Annotated in this window: 19 protein-coding genes; 9 read left to right on the forward strand and 10 right to left on the reverse strand. The window is 62.1% G+C overall.

Annotated features, from left to right (window positions below; all coding sequences use genetic code 11):
* Positions 1-482 precede the first annotated feature (482 nt).
* From ASD54_RS26450 to ASD54_RS04730, 4 genes are all read left to right on the forward strand, one after another.
* Positions 483-830, forward strand: a complete 348-nt coding sequence (locus tag ASD54_RS26450; RefSeq protein ID WP_156379074.1) for a hypothetical protein — start codon at positions 483-485, stop codon at positions 828-830.
* Between the two features lie 71 nt (positions 831-901).
* A complete protein-coding gene (locus ASD54_RS04720; RefSeq protein WP_062553479.1) occupies positions 902-2,350 on the forward strand; it encodes a multicopper oxidase domain-containing protein in 1,449 nt (482 codons plus the stop codon).
* 101 nt (positions 2,351-2,451) lie between these two features.
* A complete protein-coding gene (locus ASD54_RS04725; RefSeq protein ID WP_244484685.1) occupies positions 2,452-4,572 on the forward strand; it encodes a copper-translocating P-type ATPase in 2,121 nt (706 codons plus the stop codon).
* Complete coding sequence (locus tag ASD54_RS04730) at positions 4,569-4,760, forward strand: DUF2933 domain-containing protein (RefSeq protein ID WP_062553480.1); 192 nt, start codon at positions 4,569-4,571, stop codon at positions 4,758-4,760. The genes ASD54_RS04725 and ASD54_RS04730 overlap by 4 nt, the downstream gene beginning before the upstream one ends.
* A gap of 134 nt (positions 4,761-4,894) precedes the next feature.
* Here ASD54_RS04730 and ASD54_RS04735 read toward each other — a convergent pair whose 3' ends face one another.
* From ASD54_RS04735 to ASD54_RS04775, 9 genes are all read right to left on the reverse strand, one after another.
* A complete protein-coding gene (locus tag ASD54_RS04735) occupies positions 4,895-5,344 on the reverse strand; it encodes a DUF411 domain-containing protein (protein ID WP_062553481.1) in 450 nt (149 codons plus the stop codon).
* A gap of 33 nt (positions 5,345-5,377) precedes the next feature.
* Positions 5,378-6,679, reverse strand: a complete 1,302-nt coding sequence (locus ASD54_RS04740) for an adenylate/guanylate cyclase domain-containing protein (protein ID WP_062553482.1) — start codon at positions 6,677-6,679, stop codon at positions 5,378-5,380.
* A gap of 60 nt (positions 6,680-6,739) precedes the next feature.
* The gene (locus ASD54_RS04745; protein ID WP_062553483.1) at positions 6,740-7,024 is read right to left on the reverse strand and encodes a copper-binding protein; all 285 of its coding nucleotides are present in this window, start codon (positions 7,022-7,024) and stop codon (positions 6,740-6,742) included.
* Positions 7,025-7,048: 24 nt separating this feature from the next.
* Positions 7,049-7,528 (reverse strand): plastocyanin/azurin family copper-binding protein, encoded by a 480-nt coding sequence (locus ASD54_RS04750; protein ID WP_062553484.1) that lies wholly within the window; start codon positions 7,526-7,528, stop codon positions 7,049-7,051.
* A gap of 31 nt (positions 7,529-7,559) precedes the next feature.
* Positions 7,560-8,918, reverse strand: a complete 1,359-nt coding sequence (locus ASD54_RS04755; RefSeq protein ID WP_062553485.1) for a copper oxidase — start codon at positions 8,916-8,918, stop codon at positions 7,560-7,562.
* A gap of 13 nt (positions 8,919-8,931) precedes the next feature.
* Positions 8,932-10,398 (reverse strand): TolC family protein, encoded by a 1,467-nt coding sequence (locus tag ASD54_RS04760; protein WP_062553615.1) that lies wholly within the window; start codon positions 10,396-10,398, stop codon positions 8,932-8,934.
* 5 nt (positions 10,399-10,403) lie between these two features.
* Entirely contained in the window at positions 10,404-10,622 is a 219-nt protein-coding gene (locus ASD54_RS04765) for a hypothetical protein (RefSeq protein ID WP_062553486.1), read from the reverse strand.
* An 89-nt stretch (positions 10,623-10,711) separates the two neighbouring features.
* On the reverse strand, positions 10,712-11,098 hold the full coding sequence (locus tag ASD54_RS04770) for a hypothetical protein (RefSeq protein ID WP_156379075.1): 387 nt from the start codon (positions 11,096-11,098) through the stop codon (positions 10,712-10,714).
* Between the two features lie 321 nt (positions 11,099-11,419).
* Positions 11,420-11,692 carry a hypothetical protein gene (locus tag ASD54_RS04775; protein ID WP_062553488.1) on the reverse strand — a complete coding sequence of 91 codons (273 nt, stop codon included), beginning with the start codon at positions 11,690-11,692 and terminating at the stop codon, positions 11,420-11,422.
* A gap of 256 nt (positions 11,693-11,948) precedes the next feature.
* Between ASD54_RS04775 and ASD54_RS04780 the strand changes: the two genes are divergently transcribed.
* Positions 11,949-12,626: a winged helix-turn-helix domain-containing protein gene (locus ASD54_RS04780; RefSeq protein ID WP_062553616.1), complete on the forward strand. Its 678-nt coding sequence runs from the start codon at positions 11,949-11,951 to the stop codon at positions 12,624-12,626.
* Positions 12,613-13,977, forward strand: coding sequence for an ATP-binding protein (locus tag ASD54_RS04785; RefSeq protein ID WP_062553489.1), 1,365 nt, complete (start codon positions 12,613-12,615; stop codon positions 13,975-13,977). The genes ASD54_RS04780 and ASD54_RS04785 overlap by 14 nt, the downstream gene beginning before the upstream one ends.
* A gap of 9 nt (positions 13,978-13,986) precedes the next feature.
* Here the strand turns inward: ASD54_RS04785 and ASD54_RS04790 are convergent, their stop codons facing one another.
* Positions 13,987-15,357: a DUF882 domain-containing protein gene (locus ASD54_RS04790; protein WP_062553490.1), complete on the reverse strand. Its 1,371-nt coding sequence runs from the start codon at positions 15,355-15,357 to the stop codon at positions 13,987-13,989.
* A 255-nt stretch (positions 15,358-15,612) separates the two neighbouring features.
* On the opposite strand from ASD54_RS04790, the gene ASD54_RS04795 reads away from it, so the two are divergent.
* The 3 genes from ASD54_RS04795 to ASD54_RS04805 are packed head-to-tail and all read left to right on the forward strand — an operon-like array spanning position 15,613 to position 16,738.
* Positions 15,613-15,948 (forward strand): hypothetical protein, encoded by a 336-nt coding sequence (locus ASD54_RS04795; RefSeq protein WP_062553491.1) that lies wholly within the window; start codon positions 15,613-15,615, stop codon positions 15,946-15,948.
* 38 nt (positions 15,949-15,986) lie between these two features.
* Positions 15,987-16,406 carry a DUF305 domain-containing protein gene (locus ASD54_RS04800; RefSeq protein WP_062553492.1) on the forward strand — a complete coding sequence of 140 codons (420 nt, stop codon included), beginning with the start codon at positions 15,987-15,989 and terminating at the stop codon, positions 16,404-16,406.
* Positions 16,406-16,738 (forward strand): four-helix bundle copper-binding protein, encoded by a 333-nt coding sequence (locus ASD54_RS04805; RefSeq protein ID WP_062553493.1) that lies wholly within the window; start codon positions 16,406-16,408, stop codon positions 16,736-16,738. The genes ASD54_RS04800 and ASD54_RS04805 overlap by 1 nt, the downstream gene beginning before the upstream one ends.
* The last annotated feature ends 76 nt before the right edge of the window (positions 16,739-16,814 follow it).

Here is a 16,814-nt window from a genome sequence, read left to right on the forward strand (position 1 = left end):
TGCGCGTTTACCTTCGGGTACATTAGAGTCCGTTCGCGATCAACAGCGAATTAACCTTAAGTTAAGTTCCATAGTTATGCGTAAGCCGCTCAGAGCAGCTAAGTAATTGACTAAGCTATGTCTTATGGACGCGCCGTAGGTTCGATACCCTTCAAGGCGAAGACGCTGGCTAAGTATGCTGCTCGAGCGTATTTCGGTTCAGGCGTAACGACGCCTTACGCCTCTAGTGCGGACATTCGCTTCTTCTCTAGGCACAAAAGCTTTCGCCATACGGATGATCGACCGCTTCCCTTTGTCTAAGCCGCCTGTACTTCGCCCGTGACGTGGGAGAGGTCGTGACTAGCGAACAGCTTGGCCTTGTAGGCAGCGTGAGCACTTGACCTTGGCACAATAGGAAGGTGCACGTTGACTTGCGGTTGATGGAAATCAATCCGCAAGGCGCCTGAAGCTCCTATTGTGGAGTAGGCGACGGAGAGAGGATGATGAGCGGTACTGTCAGGCTATTGAAATGGGTCATGCTCACCGTTGCCGCCTTGGCGATGGTGTTCCTGTTCGCGCTTACCCAGTCGCATGCCGGTCGACAGCACTGCCAGACTCAAGTCGTCCATTCCGACCGCGAAAATCACGTCCAGACAGTCGGTTCGACTGGTGACAATCCCTTGGTCGACACCTGCTGTCAGCGCGCCTGCACCTTGTGTGTCCCGTCGTTGTCGACGATGCTGCAAACACTTGAAATAGTCGAGCGTGCGCCGGTCTATATCCCCCCATCCTCACCCCTACACGGGCAGATTCCGGCCCCCGGACGTCATCCCCCTCGATCTGCTGCCTGACAAACGCGCCTAATCCGCATTTTTTCAGTCAACAGCATGGTCGTCATAACGACCGGATCGAGAGAAACATCATGTATCGCAGAGACTTTCTGAAAACGCTCGCCTTGGGTTCCGTGGCCCTGTCCCCATTCGGCCAGGCTTGGGCAGCCGCTGGAACACACACGAACGAGCTTGTGATCGGTAAACGAATACTGGACGTCAACGGCAAGGCTGCCTCAGTCTTCGGCCTGACCGACAAGGCAGGAAACGCCGGGCTGGTCCTCAACGCGCCCTCGGACTTCGACTTTCTTCTTCGCAACGAGAGCGACGAGGAGACGCTCATCCACTGGCACGGGCTCACACCACCCTGGGATATGGACGGGGTGCCAGGTAATCCGGCTGCGCTGCTTCCGTCGAAGGGGAGCCGGGCCTACAAGTTCTCTTTGCCGAGAGGGGGCACCCATTGGATGCATGCCCACACTCTGCAGGAGCAGAGCCTGCTCGCGGCACCGCTGATAGTACGAACGGCTGCGGACCTCGCCCGCGACGAGCAAGAGGTCATCGTGCTCCTGCATGATTTCTCCTTCAAGTCTCCCGAGGAGCTACTTTCCGACCTTCAGAGCGGTGGCGGTCATACCATGCCCTCCGGACAAGGAGACATGTCCTCCATGATGAACATGCATGGTGGCCATCAGATGGGCTCGGCGGAAACTTCAACCGCGCCTCATATGATGATGGGCATGGACCTGAACGACATCGAATATGACGCCTACCTCGCCAATGACCGGACGCTCGATGACCCCGAGATAGTCAAGGCAGAACGGGGCGGCCGCATCAGGCTTCGCATCATCAATGGCGCCACGGCAACCGCCTTCACGATCGATACGGGCAAACTCGAGGGTGAGCTGATCGCTGTCGATGGGATTGACGTCGTCCCGGTCCGTGGCCGACAGTTTCCTTTGTCGATGGGTCAGCGAGCCGATATCCGTCTCGCCTTGCCGCCTGCCGAAGGGGCATTTCCTATACTGGCTCTGCGGGAAGGGGCCCTTGAGCGCACTGGGGTTATCCTTGCTACGTCCTCTGCAAGGGTGCAAAAGCTTGGGGCCACTGCGGCAGCCAAGGGCCCGGTTCTCGACCTTTCGCTGGAGCAAAGCCTTCAAGGTATCACACCTCTGGCACGCCGCCCTGTCGATCGTCAGTTTGCTCTGATGCTGGGCGGCGACATGGCTACCTATCGGTGGTCCATCGATACCGACGGCCCGATCGAAGTCAGCAGCGGACAGCGGATTCGGATTTCCATGCACAACATGTCGATGATGGCCCATCCCATGCATCTGCATGGTCATCATTTCCAGGTCACGGAAATTAACGGCAAGATCATTTCCGGCGCTATGCGGGACACTGTGATGCTGCCGCCCATGGCGCGGGTATCGATCGACTTCGACGCAGATAATCCGGGCCGTTGGCCGTTACATTGCCATCACCTCTATCATATGGCGACGGGCATGATGACATTCGTCGACTATGGCCAGCAGGGCTGAGGGAGGGCGAGATGAACAACGCAAATCATCCGCATCACCACCACAATCACGAGCATTCGACTAGTCCAGTAGCAGCTTCGTCTAAGCCTAGCGGTCCGGGCATGGTCAACGCCCAGGTCTACACCTGCCCCATGCATCCCCAAATCCGCCAAACGGAGCCCGGCAATTGCCCCATCTGCGGAATGGCGCTGGAACCGGAAGTGGCGACGCTGGAAACGGGTCCAAGTCCAGAACTGGCGGACATGACCAGACGGTTCTGGATTGGCTTGGTTCTCAGCATCCCGGTGCTCGCGCTGGAGATGGGCGGCCATCTGACAAACCTGCACATGCTATTGGGTCCACAGACTTCGAACTGGCTGCAGTTGGTGCTGGCGACACCTGTTGTCCTTTGGTCGGGCTGGCCCTTCTTCGAACGCGGCTGGAAATCCTTGGTGACGCGTCATCTGAACATGTTCACGCTGATTGCGATGGGAACAGGTGCCGCCTGGATTTACAGCGTTGTCGCGACCGTTGCGCCGGGACTATTTCCGGGAACGTTCCGCGCAGAGGGCGGTTCGGTCGCCGTCTATTTCGAGGCTGCTGCCGTCATCACGGTCCTGGTCCTGCTTGGTCAGGTTCTGGAGCTAAGGGCGCGCGAACAGACGGGCGGTGCCATCCGTGCACTTCTCGACCTTGCACCGAAGACCGCACGGCGCGTGCGCGCCGATGGTATAGATGAAGATGTCGGTCTCGAAGCCGTGGCTGTTGGCGACCGCCTGCGCGTTCGGCCGGGAGAGAAGGTGCCGGTTGACGGCTTGCTACTCGAGGGCCGAAGCTCCGTCGACGAATCCATGATTACGGGGGAATCGATGCCCGTCACCAAGGATGTCGGGTCGAAGCTTATCGGCGGGACCATGAACCAGACCGGTAGTTTCGTCATGGAGGCTGGCAAGGTTGGGAGCGACACCATGCTCTCGCGGATCGTCCACATGGTCGCAGAGGCCCAACGCTCGCGCGCCCCCATCCAGCGCCTCGCCGATGAAGTCTCGGGCTGGTTCGTTCCGGTCGTCATCGGAGTGGCACTCGTCGCGTTCGCTGTCTGGATGATCTATGGGCCGGAGCCTCGCTTCGCACACGCTCTAGTGGCGGCCGTTGCCGTTCTTATCATTGCCTGCCCATGTGCCCTGGGACTGGCAACACCAATGTCGATCATGGTCGGCGTCGGTCGCGGAGCAAGTCTTGGCGTGTTGATCAAGAACGCCGAGGCCCTGGAGCGCTTTGAGAAGGTCGATACGCTTGTCGTCGACAAGACAGGCACTTTGACGGAGGGGCGACCCGAGGTGACAGCGATCGCCGCGGTCGCACGGCTATCAGAATCCGAATTGCTGCGGCTCGCGGCCACAGTCGAGCGTTCAAGCGAACATCCGCTGGCACTGGCAATCGTCAATGCCGCCAACAACCGTGGCATCGCTTTGGGAGATCCTACCGACTTTGATAGTCCTGTGGGCAAGGGCGTGACGGGCATGGTCGAAGGGAAGCGACTGATCCTCGGCAGCCACCGCATCATGGAGGAGAAGGGTGTCGACGTCAGCGTCATGACCGCGAAGGCGGAAGAGCTGCGCAACGAAGGCGCTACCGTCATATTCACGGCCATGGATGGCACGCTGGCAGGTCTATTTGCTATCGCCGATCCCATCAAGGCGACGACACCGGATGCGGTGAAGACGCTCGTAGAAGACGGTATCCGGGTCGTGATGCTAACGGGCGACAACAAGACGACCGCGTATGCCGTCGCGCGCCGCCTCGGGATTACTGAGGTGGAGGCGGAAGTCCTCCCCGAGGACAAAAGCAAGATCGTCTCTCGCCTACGCAGCGAGGGCCGGATCGTCGCCATGGCGGGCGACGGTGTGAATGATGCTCCCGCGCTTGCGGCAGCCGATGTCGGCGTGGCTATGGGAACGGGAACCGACGTAGCCATCGAAAGCGCGGGCGTGACCCTCCTGAAGGGGGACCTGCAGGGTATTGTCCGGGCACGGCAGATGAGCCGCGCAACGATGAGCAACATCCGGCAGAACCTCTTCTTCGCCTTCATCTACAATGCTGCAGGCGTGCCGGTTGCGGCGGGCGTCCTCTATCCCGTCTTCGGTCTGTTGCTCTCACCGATCATCGCGGCGGCGGCGATGGCACTGTCCTCGGTTAGTGTTATAGCGAATTCTCTCAGGTTGAGGAGCATGAAGATATGACAGTCAACCGCACGCTCCTGCTGATGGGCGCATCCCTGGCCCTCATCCTGGTCTTCTATATCCTTCGTGAGCACTGGGGGCACGTTCTGGGCTACGCCCCCTACCTGATCCTGCTGGCCTGCCCACTGATGCACCTGTTTCATCGACATGGCGATCACGGCCACAAGGATCACCGGGCTGACCTATAACCGTTGGCAGGGGACGAGAAGCACAGAGTTGCCTCTCCTCCCGAACCTTTCTCGAGAGGCTGGTCCGGGAATGCGCCACCGACAGGACCGGACCGTGTCCGATCCTGTCGTCGTTTGGGATCTGACCGCTACCGTCACCTGGGACGTACCGCCTCGTAAAGGGAGGGTGCAGCTTGGGTCCTGGGTACTGCCATGACGTCGTAGGAAGCGGCGGGGTCCGTCCCCATTCCGAGAGATCCCTTCGGCATTCCGGCCACCGCGAGCCCGGCGATCGGGGGTCTCTCCCTAAGAAGCCGTAGTGCCGCCCCAAGCGGCACGTGACCCTCGAGATAGTAGCCCCCCACCGTCGCGGTGTGGCATCCAAGTAGCTCGGAAGGCACTTTCAGCTTCGCCTTTAGGGCGGCCATGTCGTTCTCGTCGCGCAGTTCGACGAGAAAGCCAGCATCCTCGAATGCGGACGCCCAAGCCGCGCAGCACCCGCAGTATGGATCCTTGTGCACGGTCAATTTCGCCTGACTGGCCGAAGCCGACCGTGAGGACAAAATCGCGGTTGCCGCGATCAGCATGAATTCTCTGCGTTTCATCGGCTGCTCCTTTGGTGGCGCGCTCGGACTTCTCTAGACACTATGCGATCTCGAGACCATGTCGTCGCCCGCCGTCGGCCGACCTCCTTCGAAATCGTCCTCGCCGGTCCGAAGAACCAACACGTCGAGCGGCATGCGGCGACCGGGCAGACGTACAGACGGGTTGTCGATCCACGAAGCCGGAGATGACGTTCGGGTGAGGTTGGCGGCGAGGTCTCTGGAAATGGCGAGCGGGCTTCCCACGGACTTGGTGTAGGCTTCGAGCCGCTGCGCGACATTCACGGTGTCCCCGATGGCGGTGTACTCGCTGTGGCATCCACCTTCCAACACGCCCGCCGCCACGACGCCATAATGCAGTCCGATGCCTGCTCTCAACGAGCTGCCGCCCTGCGAGAGGCAGTGTCCCGTCCAGTCCGCCAACGCATCCACCAGGTCAAGCGCACATTCCAACGCACGATCCGCGTCGTCGTGGTGACAGGCCGGGTGGCCGAAGAGGGCCATCACGCCGTCGCCGATATACTTGTCCACGGTGCCTCCGTGACGCAAGACGACTTCCGAGACGAGACTTCGGTAGTTCGAGAGCACGCATGTCAGCTCTTCGACGTCGGCGTCTTCGGCGAAGGTCGTAAAATTTCTGAGGTCCACGAACATGACCGCAGCCTTACGTCTCTGAAGAACCTGTCCCGGACCGGCTTCCTGTAGATCGTCGAGAATCGTAGGAGAGAAGAAACGCGAAAGGTTTTTTCTGCGCGCGTCGGAACGAATTGCCTTCAGGACGGCGGCGTCGCGGTTTCTCGCGATGGCGAACAGCACCGCGGAGGCTAGGACGAAGCATAGCGCCAGGCCGAGATCTCGGTTGAAAAACGAGGAAACGAAGGAATCGGCGCCGGAGATCTGGTGGCGTAGCGCCATGGCGACCAGCATCGAGATCCAGCCGATAAAGACGATCGAGGAGAAGACGACCACAAGTCGGCTGTCGTTCGCCAAGCCGACGTTGTTGAGTAGGATAAACGCCACGACGAGGCTCGTTGTCGTCATCCCGTGGCTCTCTGCGATCGGGCCGCTCAATAGGTGCGAGTAGAGAACGAGCAGCGTGACGGCCGCGTCGACCACGGTGAGATGAATGGCAGGCTGTCGGCTTCCGCTTCGCATGTCGCCGAGCAACAGGAATGCGATGCCGGTCAAGACGTATCCCAAAGCGGCCAGGACGCTCGAGAGCTGCACTTCTGCGGGCTCCTGGAAGACGAGGTCGCCCAGCAGGATGGTGAACACCACCAACCGAAGTGAGACCAGACGTCCGATCGTTGAATTCGCGACCCTAAGCACTTCGCTCATCGAACCTGTGCATCCCTGTTTGTCGCCGCTGGAAGGAGGTCCTTCCAGCGGCCGCCTGGATCACTTCACCTGGGTGACGGTCAGCTTGCCGTTCACGCGCTCGGCGACGAATTGCACCTTCGCGCCTTCCTTGAGCTTGGCCAGCACCGCGTCGTCCTTGACCTCGAACACCATGGTCATGGCCGGCATTTCGAGACCCTTCAGCTCTTCGTGGATCAGCGTCACCTTCTTGGTCTTCGGGTCAACCTTCTTGACGGTTCCGTTGGTGAACTCCTGGGCGAAGGCTCCCGCTGCGGATACGAGCGAGAGCGCCGCTGCAAGCGCGATTTTTGCGAATGTGGTCATCGTTAAACTCCTTCTGCGTTCATGTTACTTGGCGACTGCGACGTCGCCATGCATTCCGGCGTCGTAATGACCGGGCACGAGGCAGGCGATCTTGAAGACGCCGTCGTTAGTGAACTTCCAGACGATCTCGCCGGACTTGCCGGGCTTCAGCCGGATCGCGTTCGGGTCGTCGTGCTCCATGTCCGGGAACTTCTCCATCACGGCCTTGTGCTCCATGACCTTGTCTTCCTGGTCGAGGACGAATTCGTGGTCGAGCTCGCCTTCATTCTTGATCGTGAAGCGGACGGTCTGGCCCTTGCGGACTTTGAAGTTGTTCGGCGTGAAGACCATCTTCCCGTCCGGGGTCTCCTTCATGGAGACTCGGATGGTCTGCGTCACCTTGGCCTTGTCACCTGGTTCGCCGACTGCCATGGCCTCGCCGTGGCCGCCGGCGTGGTTGCCAGAAGCGAGGGCGGGAGTCGCGAGTGCGCTTGCCAGCAGCAGGCCGATCATTGTTTTCTTCATGTGGTTTCCTTCGTCTTCATTAGAGAAATTGTCAGCCGTGATTCGGATGCTTTGGGACAATCTGGGTTTTTGCATCCTTTGCCTTGGGAGTGTCAGGCAAGGATCCTGTCCACTCCCAGGCCTGCGTGCCGGGGGGATTCTCATACCAACCCGGATCGGTGTAGTCGCCCGCCGAGATGCCCTCGCGGACCTTCACCACGGAGAACATGCCGCCCATCTCGATGGGGCCGTGAGGGCCCCAGCCGGTCATCATGGGAACGGTGTTCTCCGGGATCTCCATCGACATCTCGCCCATATCGGCCATGCCTGCGGTTCCCATCGGCATGTATTCTGGGCGGAACTGTCGGATCTTTTTCGCGACTTCCTTCTTGTCGACACCGATGAACGTCGGGATCTCGTGGCCCATCGCGTTCATCGTGTGGTGTGACTTGTGGCAGTGGATGGCCCAGTCGCCGACGTACTTCGCGTCGAACTCGTATGCCCGCATCGCGCCGACCGGGATGTCGATCGACACCTCGGGCCAGCGCGCCTCCGGCCGGACCCACCCGCCGTCCGTGCAGGTCACTTCGAAGTCGTAGCCGTGCATGTGGATCGGATGGTTGGTCATCGTCAGGTTGCCGACGCGCACCCGGACCCTGTCGTTCTTCGACACCACCAGCGGATCGATGCCGGGGAAGACGCGGCTGTTCCAGGTCCACAAGTTGAAGTCGGTCATCTCCATGACCCGCGGGACGTAGGAGCCCGGATCGATGTCGTAGGCGCTAAGGAGGAAGACGAAGTCGCGGTCGACCGGCATGAAGGTCGGGTCCTTGGGGTGGACTACGAAGAAGCCCATCATGCCCATCGCCATCTGCACCATCTCGTCGGAGTGCGGGTGATACATGAAGGTGCCGGACTTCACGAGATCGAACTCGTAGACGAAGGTCTTGCCGACCGGGATGTGCGGCTGTGAGAGGCCGCCAACGCCATCCATGCCAGACGGCAGGATCATGCCGTGCCAGTGGACGGTCGTGTGTTCCGGAAGCTTGTTGGTGACGAAGATTCGCACTCGGTCGCCTTCTACCGCTTCGATCGTCGGCCCCGGCGACTGACCGTTATAGCCCCACAGATAGGCCGTCATTCCTTCCGCCATCTCCCGCTCAACGGGTTCGGCCACCAGGTGAAACTCCTTCACACCGTTGTTCATCCGGAACGGCAGCGTCCAGCCGTTGAGGGTGACAACAGGGTTGTAGTCGGGTCCGACCGACGGCCTGACGGGCTTCTGCGTGGCCGCTGTATCCATGACCGCCGCTTCCGGCAGTCCGATGTTCGAGGTCTGGCTCCAAGACTGGGAGGAGACGAGGGCGGCGCCCGCCGCACCGGCTCCGAGCAACTGTCTTCTGCTGAACATTGTCTGCTTCTCCTTAGTGGCCGCCGGCCGGGGCTGCTTCGGCCGACGCGACTTCCGTTTCGGCCGCAGCTGAGCCCGAACCCACGCTACCGCCGTAGACGACGGGAGCGAGGTTCGCCTCGGCAAGCCAGAAGTCGCGCTTGGCGTTGACGGCGAGAATGGTGGAATCGATTTTCTCGCGGCTGTCCGCGATAAGTTCGAAGGTGCTGGTGATCATGCCATTGTAGTTGAGCATTGACTGCTGTTCGATCGCGCTGCGCAGCGGAAGCACGTTGTTCCGGTAGTGCCGCGCGATATCATAGTTCGACTTGTACGAGACATAGGCCGACCGGGCCTCGGACCTGACGTTGACGGCGAGGGCCGCTAACTGGTTCGCCGACCTCATGTATGCCAGTTCGCCCTTGCGCAGACGCGCCTGGCCAGAGTCGAATATCGGGATTGTGAACTCGAGTGCGCCGGTCCTCGAGATGTCGGAAACGATCCTGCCGTCCTCCCGCTCGCGTTCCTTCTCCCAGGTGCCGACGAGCTCGATGTCCGTGACGATGCGCGTCGCGTTCGTCAAGTCATAGGCTTTCGCCGCCGCCTGGAGCTCGAGACGGGCCACCTGAAGGTCCATCCGCTTGTGGATCGCCTCGGCCTCGATGTCGTCCCGCCGGATCAGCGTCTTCGGCAGGTTCGGCAGGCGGTTCGGGATCTGGAAGTCGACGTCCGACCCCGCAAGTCCCATCAGCCGGATCAGCTCCTCCTTGGCGAGCTTGGCTTCAAGACGGGCCTTGGCGGTCTCTCCGGTGAGCTCGGCATAGAAGACGTGCTCGCGGGCCTGCCCGATCTTCGGTAGCGATCCCGCCTCGCCGATCTTCTTGGCGAGCTCCGAGGCGGCGTCGGCCGCGTTCTTCGCCTGGTTCAGGTAGGCTACGTTCTCCCAGGCCGCCACGGCGTTGATCCATGCGCGGCGCGTCTCCGCCGCAAGCGACACTGTCGCGATCGCGGCCTTGAGCTGCGCCTGGCGGAAGCGGTTGTCGGCGATCCTGATGTTCTTGTCGTAGGTGGCGAGGGCCAGGATGTTCGTGGCGATCGCGCCCTCCAGCACCCGGTAGGCCTCGAGGCCCGGCGTGGCGATGCCGGAGAGGCCGACCGAGAACCTCGGAAACACCGAGAGCTGCGTCTGCCACGCGTCGGCGGCGCTGTCGCCCAGGTCGGCGTAGGAGGCCTGCAGGCTCCTGTTGTTGAGGAGGGCGACCTGGACCGCCGTCTCGACGTCGATGGTCTTCTTCGCCATCAGCGCCTTCACCCTGTCGCGGACCGCCTGAGCCTGCTTCTGGTTCTGGATCCAGACCGTCTGCTTGCCCGTGGCCTCTCCGCTCTTCAGGGAAGCGTTCGCAAAGCCGGAGTCGACGGCGGAATAGTCGGTCGTCACGCAGCCGGCGGCGACCAGGGGGAGCGCGAGTGCCGAGACGAGCTTGATGTTGCGTAGCGTCATCGAGTTCACCCCTTCTTCGGCGCCTGGGCGTCGTTCAGACTGCGCCAGGGCTTGGGGTCGACGGGCATGCGGTGCGTGTAGCCGCCTATGGGGCTCCGGTAGCGGACCGGCGAGACGCTGGACACGGCGTCGGGGTTGTCGTTCGAGGCGACGACTTCAGGCAGCGTGGATGCGCATCCGCTCGCAAGGAGCGGCAGGGCAACCACCAGGAACAGACGTTTCATGGTGAGAATCCGAAAATATGATCGCGTTTGCGCCCACGCGCGTCACGGCGCAGAAGCACAGCAAGACCCGCTCTGGCGGGTGTCGATTCTCAGATGTTAGGCGGCCGATGAGGGCTCGGTGCTTCGCCGACCGTGTCCTTGTCATCAGCAAGCTCGGTGGGGGACACCACGCGCGGATGGTTCAAGAGGGAGCCGGAGCACGTGAGGGCGGCGACCCCGCAGTAGTCCTTGCAGCAGGAGTTCTTGGACTTCTCCGTACCTGCATGGTCATGCTGGTCGCCGTGATGATCCACCTTCGCCTCGGCGACGTGATCGCCGCCGTGGTGCGAGGAGTGGTCTTCTTCCACTTGCGAGACGGAGGGCGGCTCAGCCGGATGCATCGCGGCATTCACGGCGGAAAAGCTGTAGCCGGCCAGTGACAGAACCATCACCAGTCTCAACAAGACAGCCGTCGCCATAGATGTGATTCGATACATCCCACTCATGTCCTCGAAGATCACCACTGCCTTCAAACTTGTCAATTGAAGCAAGCTTTGATCATCAATTCGCGTTATTTGTGTGGCGTCGCCGCCACGGTACGACACGGAGGTCCGCACTTTGCATCCAAGAACATCGGGCGGCATCTTCATGTTTTTAGCCCGGCACCCGTCGTGACGACCGCGAACGGGAGAACCTTTCCTCCGTCGTCCGCACAACCCGCTCATGCTCAGCCCACGCCGTCTGGAGAAGGAGGTTGGTGAATTGGTAGACGAGGGCGGCAAGCTCGATTTTCTTCATGCGTCGCTTTGACTACTGCGTTATCGCTGATTTCGCAGACGAGCCGCTTCCGCAGCCGGATCCAAGTAGGTGACCGTGCCGTACTTCGTATTCGTGCGTCGGACGAGGCCATTCGCTAGGGTCTCGAACGTCACGGACGGGTCGGAAGATGCGAGAGCGGTCTCTCCGGCCTTGCCGTGACCCTGGACGATACGACCAACCTTGCCGGCACTGTCGGCCAGTGGCCCTGTGGCATAGGCGGCGGACGTCGCGCCCGATGCGACGACGAATGCAATGGCGATTATTGCCTTCATTGGTTGCTTCCTCACAAGAACGCTGCGAATTGCAGCAGGAGGATGTTATGGAGGTCATCTGACAGGGGCTTTTCCCGCAGTTTACAAATTTGTAAGCTTGAAGTCCGCTGCTGGAGAATCCGTGATGCAAGGATCCGCCGTATCCTGCCGCTCAAGCGCAAGCATGGTTTCACCTTTCGCCGCAACAATGTCGGAATGTTGGGTTTCTCGCGAAGAGCACGCGAGCACGCAAGCCGAATTTCAGTGGTGGGCACAGATGAAAATCCTTCTCCTCGAAGACGATCGGAAAACCGGCGACTACATCGTCAAGGGCCTGGCTTCCGCCGGCCACGTCGTCGACTGGCTGCAGGACGGGAGGGACGGGCTTGCCGCCGCTCTCGACGGAGTCTACGACGTGATGATCGTAGACCGCATGGTGCCCGGGCTGGACGGCCTGACGGTCGTGAGGACGCTGCGGTCGGCCTCGGTGCGGACTCCTGTCCTGTTCCTGACCGCGATGAGCGGCGTTGACGATCGGGTCGAAGGCCTGGAGGCGGGGGGCGACGACTATCTAGTGAAGCCGTTCGCGTTCTCGGAGCTGACGGCGCGGATCAACGCGCTCGTGCGGCGGCCGCCGATCGCCGCCGAGAAGACCCGGCTGCGCGTCGGCGACCTCGAGATCGACCTGGTGCGGCGAACGGCGGAACGTGGCGGCACTCCGATCGAACTGCTCCCACGAGAGTTCCTGCTGCTCGAGCTGTTCATGCGCAACGAGGGCAGGGTGCTCACCAAGACGATGCTTCTCGAACGGATCTGGAACTTCAATTTCGATCCCCAGAGCTCCGTGGTCGAGACCCATATCAGCAGGCTCAGGACCAAGATCGACAAGCCGTTCGAATTCCCGCTCCTCCACACCGTCCGCAACACCGGATACACGCTCCATGCCCGGCGGTAGCTTTTTCAAGAGCACTGCGGTCCGCCTCGCGATCATCTACAGCTCCCTCTTCGTCGTCTCCTATCTCGGGGCGAACGTGATCGCCTACCAGATGGTGCTCGCCTACCTCGACGAACGTCTGGATGCGGCCGTAATGGAGCGCTACCGGGAGATCGAGAGCGCCTTCCGCGCACGCGGTCTTCCCGGAGCCGTCGGCATGATCGAAAGCCACGGTCCGGCGATCTCGGGCCAGGAGACGATCTATACTCTGCGCGACGCCGCGGGCGGCGTCGTCGCCGGAAACGCCGACCTACCGCGGGGTCCGGACGGCTTCTTCGATCTTCCCACGGGAGCGCGCGAGGACGGCACCGCCGGGTACAAGATCTTCCGCGGACGGCTGGGCGGCAACGAGCTGGCCGTCGGGATCAGCGAGGGGGACACCGAACAACTGGCGAGTATTGTCCTCGTCAGTTTCGGCTGGACGACGGCCATCGTGTTCGCCCTAGCGCTCGCAGGCGCTGCGGTCCTTCGATACCGCGCCCGCTCCCGGATCTTCGAGCTTTCGCAGACCGCTCACGCCATCGGCCACGGCGAACTCTCCAGGCGCCTTCCGGTGTCTCCGCGCATGGACGAGATCGACGTCCTGTCGAGCGAGGTCAACGTCGCGCTCGCCAGGCTGGAGGCGAGCGTCGCTTCGCTGAAGCAGGTGACGACGGACATCGCGCACGACTTGAAGACCCCGGTCGGCAGGGCCTTCCTGGCCCTTGACGACGCCCTCCAGCTCGAGAGCCTGGACGACGTGAAGGAAGCGGTCGGCGGGGCGCTTCAGGAACTGTCGGCGCTCGCCGCCACCTTCGACGCGCTGCTGCGCATCGCCCAGATCGAATCCGGAAGCAGGACGGCCCGCTTTGCCCAGGTGGACCTCGCAGACCTCGTGCGCGACATGTACGAGACCTACGAGGTGATCGCATCCGAGGAGGGCCACGCGCTGGACTTGGATCTTCCGGAGGAGAAGCTCGAAATTCGCGGAGACCCGGACCTCGTCCGGCAGATGCTGGCGAACCTGCTTGCGAACGCCGTGCGCCACACCCCCGCGGGGAGCCGGGCCTGCATCCGCCTGTCGCGTCGTCCGGAAGGCGTGGCGCTCGAGGTGACAGACGACGGGCCCGGAATACCGCAGGCGGAACGCGCGCGTGTCCTGGAGCGCTTCTACCGCCTGGAGAAGAGCCGGACGACGGTAGGCTCAGGCCTCGGGCTGAGCATGGTGAAGGCGATCTGTGACCTGCACGACGCCCGCATCGAGCTTGCCGACAACGCGCCGGGCCTGATGGTCCGGATCGTCTTCAAATCCACCGGCGCGGCCAGCGCTTGAGGGGTGGCTTCACCTTCCGACCGGAGCGTCGCCGAAGCGGCCGAAGTCGAATGTCGCCGTCGTGGCGACGGGCTTGAAGCCGCTCTGCACCGCATAGCCCGTCGTGTAGTCCGCACTGAACGAGCTCTTCACTACGCGATCGGACTGCACGGGCGCGACGAGAGCGGTCGCGAGCTCGTCCTTGCCCGACGTCGCCATGTCTGCCGCGACAGAAGCGCGTGCGGCGTCCTTTGTCTTCGAATCCCGCGCGGTCGACGCGGTGATCACCTTGTCGGAGGGCGCGACGCGGGAGGCGAACACTGGAACCGGGATCGCGTAGCCCGACAGGTCCTCGAACGGACCGGCCTCCTCTACCTTGCCTGAAGAGGCTGCCGTCACGGCCGCGAAGGCCTCGTGCGCGCTTCCGGACGTCGTCGGACGCAGCGCCGTCAGGAGGGTGCTGTCCGGACGGGTCGCTGGGATCGGCGCGTCGAACTTGGCCGCGGGCTCCGCCGAGGCGACGGCGACGGGCTCCTCGGCCTTCTTCGGCTGCGAGGAAGGCTTTGCGGAAGCGGCCACCGTGGTTTCGGCTCCGTCATCCTCTTCTTCGACCTCGCCGCCGCCGAACAGGGCCGCGAGGAAGCCGCCCTTGCGCTTGGCGCCTCCGAAGCTCGCGATCTCGACCGCCTGGCCCGCGCCGCCGCGCTTGTACTCGGCGACCGCCGTCTCGTAGCCGGGCAGGGGCTTGCCGTCGCTCGGGATGTGCAGGGTCTTTCCGTTCGGGAAGAGCTGGACGAGCTCCTGGCGGCTCATGCGCGGCCACGCCCGCACGCCGCCGACGTCGACATGCACGAACGGGGATCCGGAGGTCGGGTAGTAGCCCACGCCGCCGCGCTGGGCCTGCATCGCCAGCGCGCGGAGCAACGCGAGGTTCACGCCGGGAATGAAGAAGTCCATCGCCTTGCCGCGCGTATGCTGGCTTTCCTTCGCCACGCCGGACGAGCGCGACCGGAGCATGGCGTTCGTATTGGGCGAGCGGTAGCCGGACACGACGTTGATGTAGTCGCTCGCGCCGCTGCGCCTGTAGACCTCCCAGACGATGTCGAACAGGCGGGGATCCATCTTGATGGTCTCGTCCTTGCGCCAGTCACGCAGGAAATGGTTGAGCTGGTTCAGCCCCGCCTGGTCGAAGACGCCGTTGCGCTTGAAGGTGATGACGGCCCGCTCGCCGGTGTGGCCGAAATAGAGCTTCAGCGTTCGGTCTTCCGCGGAAGCATGCGTGGCCGTCGCGAAGAGGGCGAGGAAGGAGCCGAAAGCCAGCCCGGCAGCAGACGCGGACGAACGGATGCGCGAATCCTGCGAGGCGGAACTACGCCCCGAACCCTGTGTCAAGAATTTCATCAAGGTGAGTCCTGTCTCCGCCGCCGCTACGGCTTCATGTGATTCCAATGCGGCGGGAGGATGTCATAAATGTCACAGTTGTCGATTATTATTTATCATATTCAAGATTTGGTTAACTTAGCGGGTCAAGCAGGACTTTCGCGAACGCGGCCCATTCTCCAATCGCCGCCGCTGCTGCGATAGCGTTCTATTATTCCCCCGATGTTGGAACTTTTTCCCTCGCTCCGCTGTTGACGCAACAACGCCGGAGCCCCTATGATCCTCGACCTTCGCCTGCGGACCATCCTCGGGTTGTTCGCAGCCGCCATGACGATCTTCAATTTGTTCGCGATGACGCCCGCGGCGGCTACGTCGCGGCAGCATTGCATCGTCTCCACGGCGGAAAGGGCGGGAGAAGGGCATCACCACGAGAGCTCCAAGGCGCAGGCGGGATGCTGCGACAGCATGCACTGCTGTCCAGTCCCTTCCCGCCTCCCGTCGCCCACAGAGCCCATCGCCTTGCGATACCAGCCGCTCGCCCACATCGAGGTGGAAGAGCCCCTGCTGCTCGTCACCTCCATCGACCCGCCTCCACGATCCGCGGACTCCTGAACCGTATCAAACCACCAGTGAACCCACAGGAGTTCGACATGAACATCTTCAAGAAGACCCTAATCGCATCCTCCGTCCTCGCCGCCGCCGTCGCGGTATCAACGATCGCATCGGCCCAGATGGCATATCCCGACAAGTGCAAGTCCGACATGGCGTCGGGTGGCGACATGGCCATGCAGGGCCACCAGATGTCCGGGATGACGAACCATCAGCAGGAGTCGATGGACGGCATGAAGGCCATGAACATGAACATGATGCAGGGCATGATGAAGAAGGACGCCGACGTCTCCTTCGCCTGCGGAATGATTGCACACCACATGGGAGCGATCAGCATGGCCGAGGTCGAGCTGAAGCACGGCGACAACCCGGACCTCAGGGCCAAGGCGCGGAAGATCATCGACGACCAGACCAAGGAGATCAAGGAACTCACCGCCTGGGTCGAGAAGGAGGTCAAGTGATGCACCACATGTCCACCGAGATGAAGCAGTGCATCGAAAACTGCCTCGCCTGCTACAGCGAATGCCTGTCGATGGCGATGGGCCACTGCCTGGAGGCGGGCGGCCAGCATACGGAACCCGCCCACTTCAAGCTGATGATGGCCTGCGCCGAAATGTGCCGGACCTCCGCCCACTTCATGCTGATCGGCACCGAGCACCACAGGCATACCTGCCGGGAGTGCGCCGAGATCTGCCGGCAGTGCGCGGACGACTGCGAGCGCGTCGGAGACATGCAGAGCTGCGTCGACGCCTGCAGGAAGTGCGCCGATAGCTGCGAGAAGATGGCGGCCTGACAGCCTCGCGCCCGCGAGCCTTACGAGCGCGGGCACCTCTCGGTCATAACCGGACGGTGATAACCCTCCGGATCGG

Origin of the sequence: Rhizobium sp. Root149, from assembly GCF_001427345.1 — a bacterium.
In the GTDB taxonomy this organism is placed as follows: domain Bacteria; phylum Pseudomonadota; class Alphaproteobacteria; order Rhizobiales; family Rhizobiaceae; genus Neorhizobium; species Neorhizobium rhizoryzae.

Bases quoted from the DNA above. Each gene is read 5' to 3' on its own strand.
- ASD54_RS04775 (WP_062553488.1), bottom strand. From the start codon at position 11,692: ATGAAGGCAATAATCGCCATTGCATTCGTCGTCGCATCGGGCGCGACG.
- ASD54_RS04760 (WP_062553615.1), bottom strand. From the start codon at position 10,398: ATGACGCTACGCAACATCAAGCTCGTCTCGGCACTCGCGCTCCCCCTG.
- ASD54_RS04730 (WP_062553480.1), top strand. From the start codon at position 4,569: ATGACAGTCAACCGCACGCTCCTGCTGATGGGCGCATCCCTGGCCCTC.
- ASD54_RS04735 (WP_062553481.1), bottom strand. From the start codon at position 5,344: ATGAAACGCAGAGAATTCATGCTGATCGCGGCAACCGCGATTTTGTCC.
- ASD54_RS04740 (WP_062553482.1), bottom strand. From the start codon at position 6,679: ATGAGCGAAGTGCTTAGGGTCGCGAATTCAACGATCGGACGTCTGGTC.
- ASD54_RS04755 (WP_062553485.1), bottom strand. From the start codon at position 8,918: ATGTTCAGCAGAAGACAGTTGCTCGGAGCCGGTGCGGCGGGCGCCGCC.
- ASD54_RS04785 (WP_062553489.1), top strand. From the start codon at position 12,613: ATGCCCGGCGGTAGCTTTTTCAAGAGCACTGCGGTCCGCCTCGCGATC.
- ASD54_RS04720 (WP_062553479.1), top strand. From the start codon at position 902: ATGTATCGCAGAGACTTTCTGAAAACGCTCGCCTTGGGTTCCGTGGCC.
- ASD54_RS04800 (WP_062553492.1), top strand. From the start codon at position 15,987: ATGAACATCTTCAAGAAGACCCTAATCGCATCCTCCGTCCTCGCCGCC.
- ASD54_RS04765 (WP_062553486.1), bottom strand. From the start codon at position 10,622: ATGAAACGTCTGTTCCTGGTGGTTGCCCTGCCGCTCCTTGCGAGCGGA.
- ASD54_RS04745 (WP_062553483.1), bottom strand. From the start codon at position 7,024: ATGACCACATTCGCAAAAATCGCGCTTGCAGCGGCGCTCTCGCTCGTA.
- ASD54_RS04770 (WP_156379075.1), bottom strand. From the start codon at position 11,098: ATGTATCGAATCACATCTATGGCGACGGCTGTCTTGTTGAGACTGGTG.
- ASD54_RS04795 (WP_062553491.1), top strand. From the start codon at position 15,613: ATGATCCTCGACCTTCGCCTGCGGACCATCCTCGGGTTGTTCGCAGCC.
- ASD54_RS04805 (WP_062553493.1), top strand. From the start codon at position 16,406: ATGCACCACATGTCCACCGAGATGAAGCAGTGCATCGAAAACTGCCTC.
- ASD54_RS04725 (WP_244484685.1), top strand. From the start codon at position 2,452: ATGGTCAACGCCCAGGTCTACACCTGCCCCATGCATCCCCAAATCCGC.
- ASD54_RS04780 (WP_062553616.1), top strand. From the start codon at position 11,949: ATGAAAATCCTTCTCCTCGAAGACGATCGGAAAACCGGCGACTACATC.
- ASD54_RS26450 (WP_156379074.1), top strand. From the start codon at position 483: ATGAGCGGTACTGTCAGGCTATTGAAATGGGTCATGCTCACCGTTGCC.
- ASD54_RS04750 (WP_062553484.1), bottom strand. From the start codon at position 7,528: ATGAAGAAAACAATGATCGGCCTGCTGCTGGCAAGCGCACTCGCGACT.
- ASD54_RS04790 (WP_062553490.1), bottom strand. From the start codon at position 15,357: ATGAAATTCTTGACACAGGGTTCGGGGCGTAGTTCCGCCTCGCAGGAT.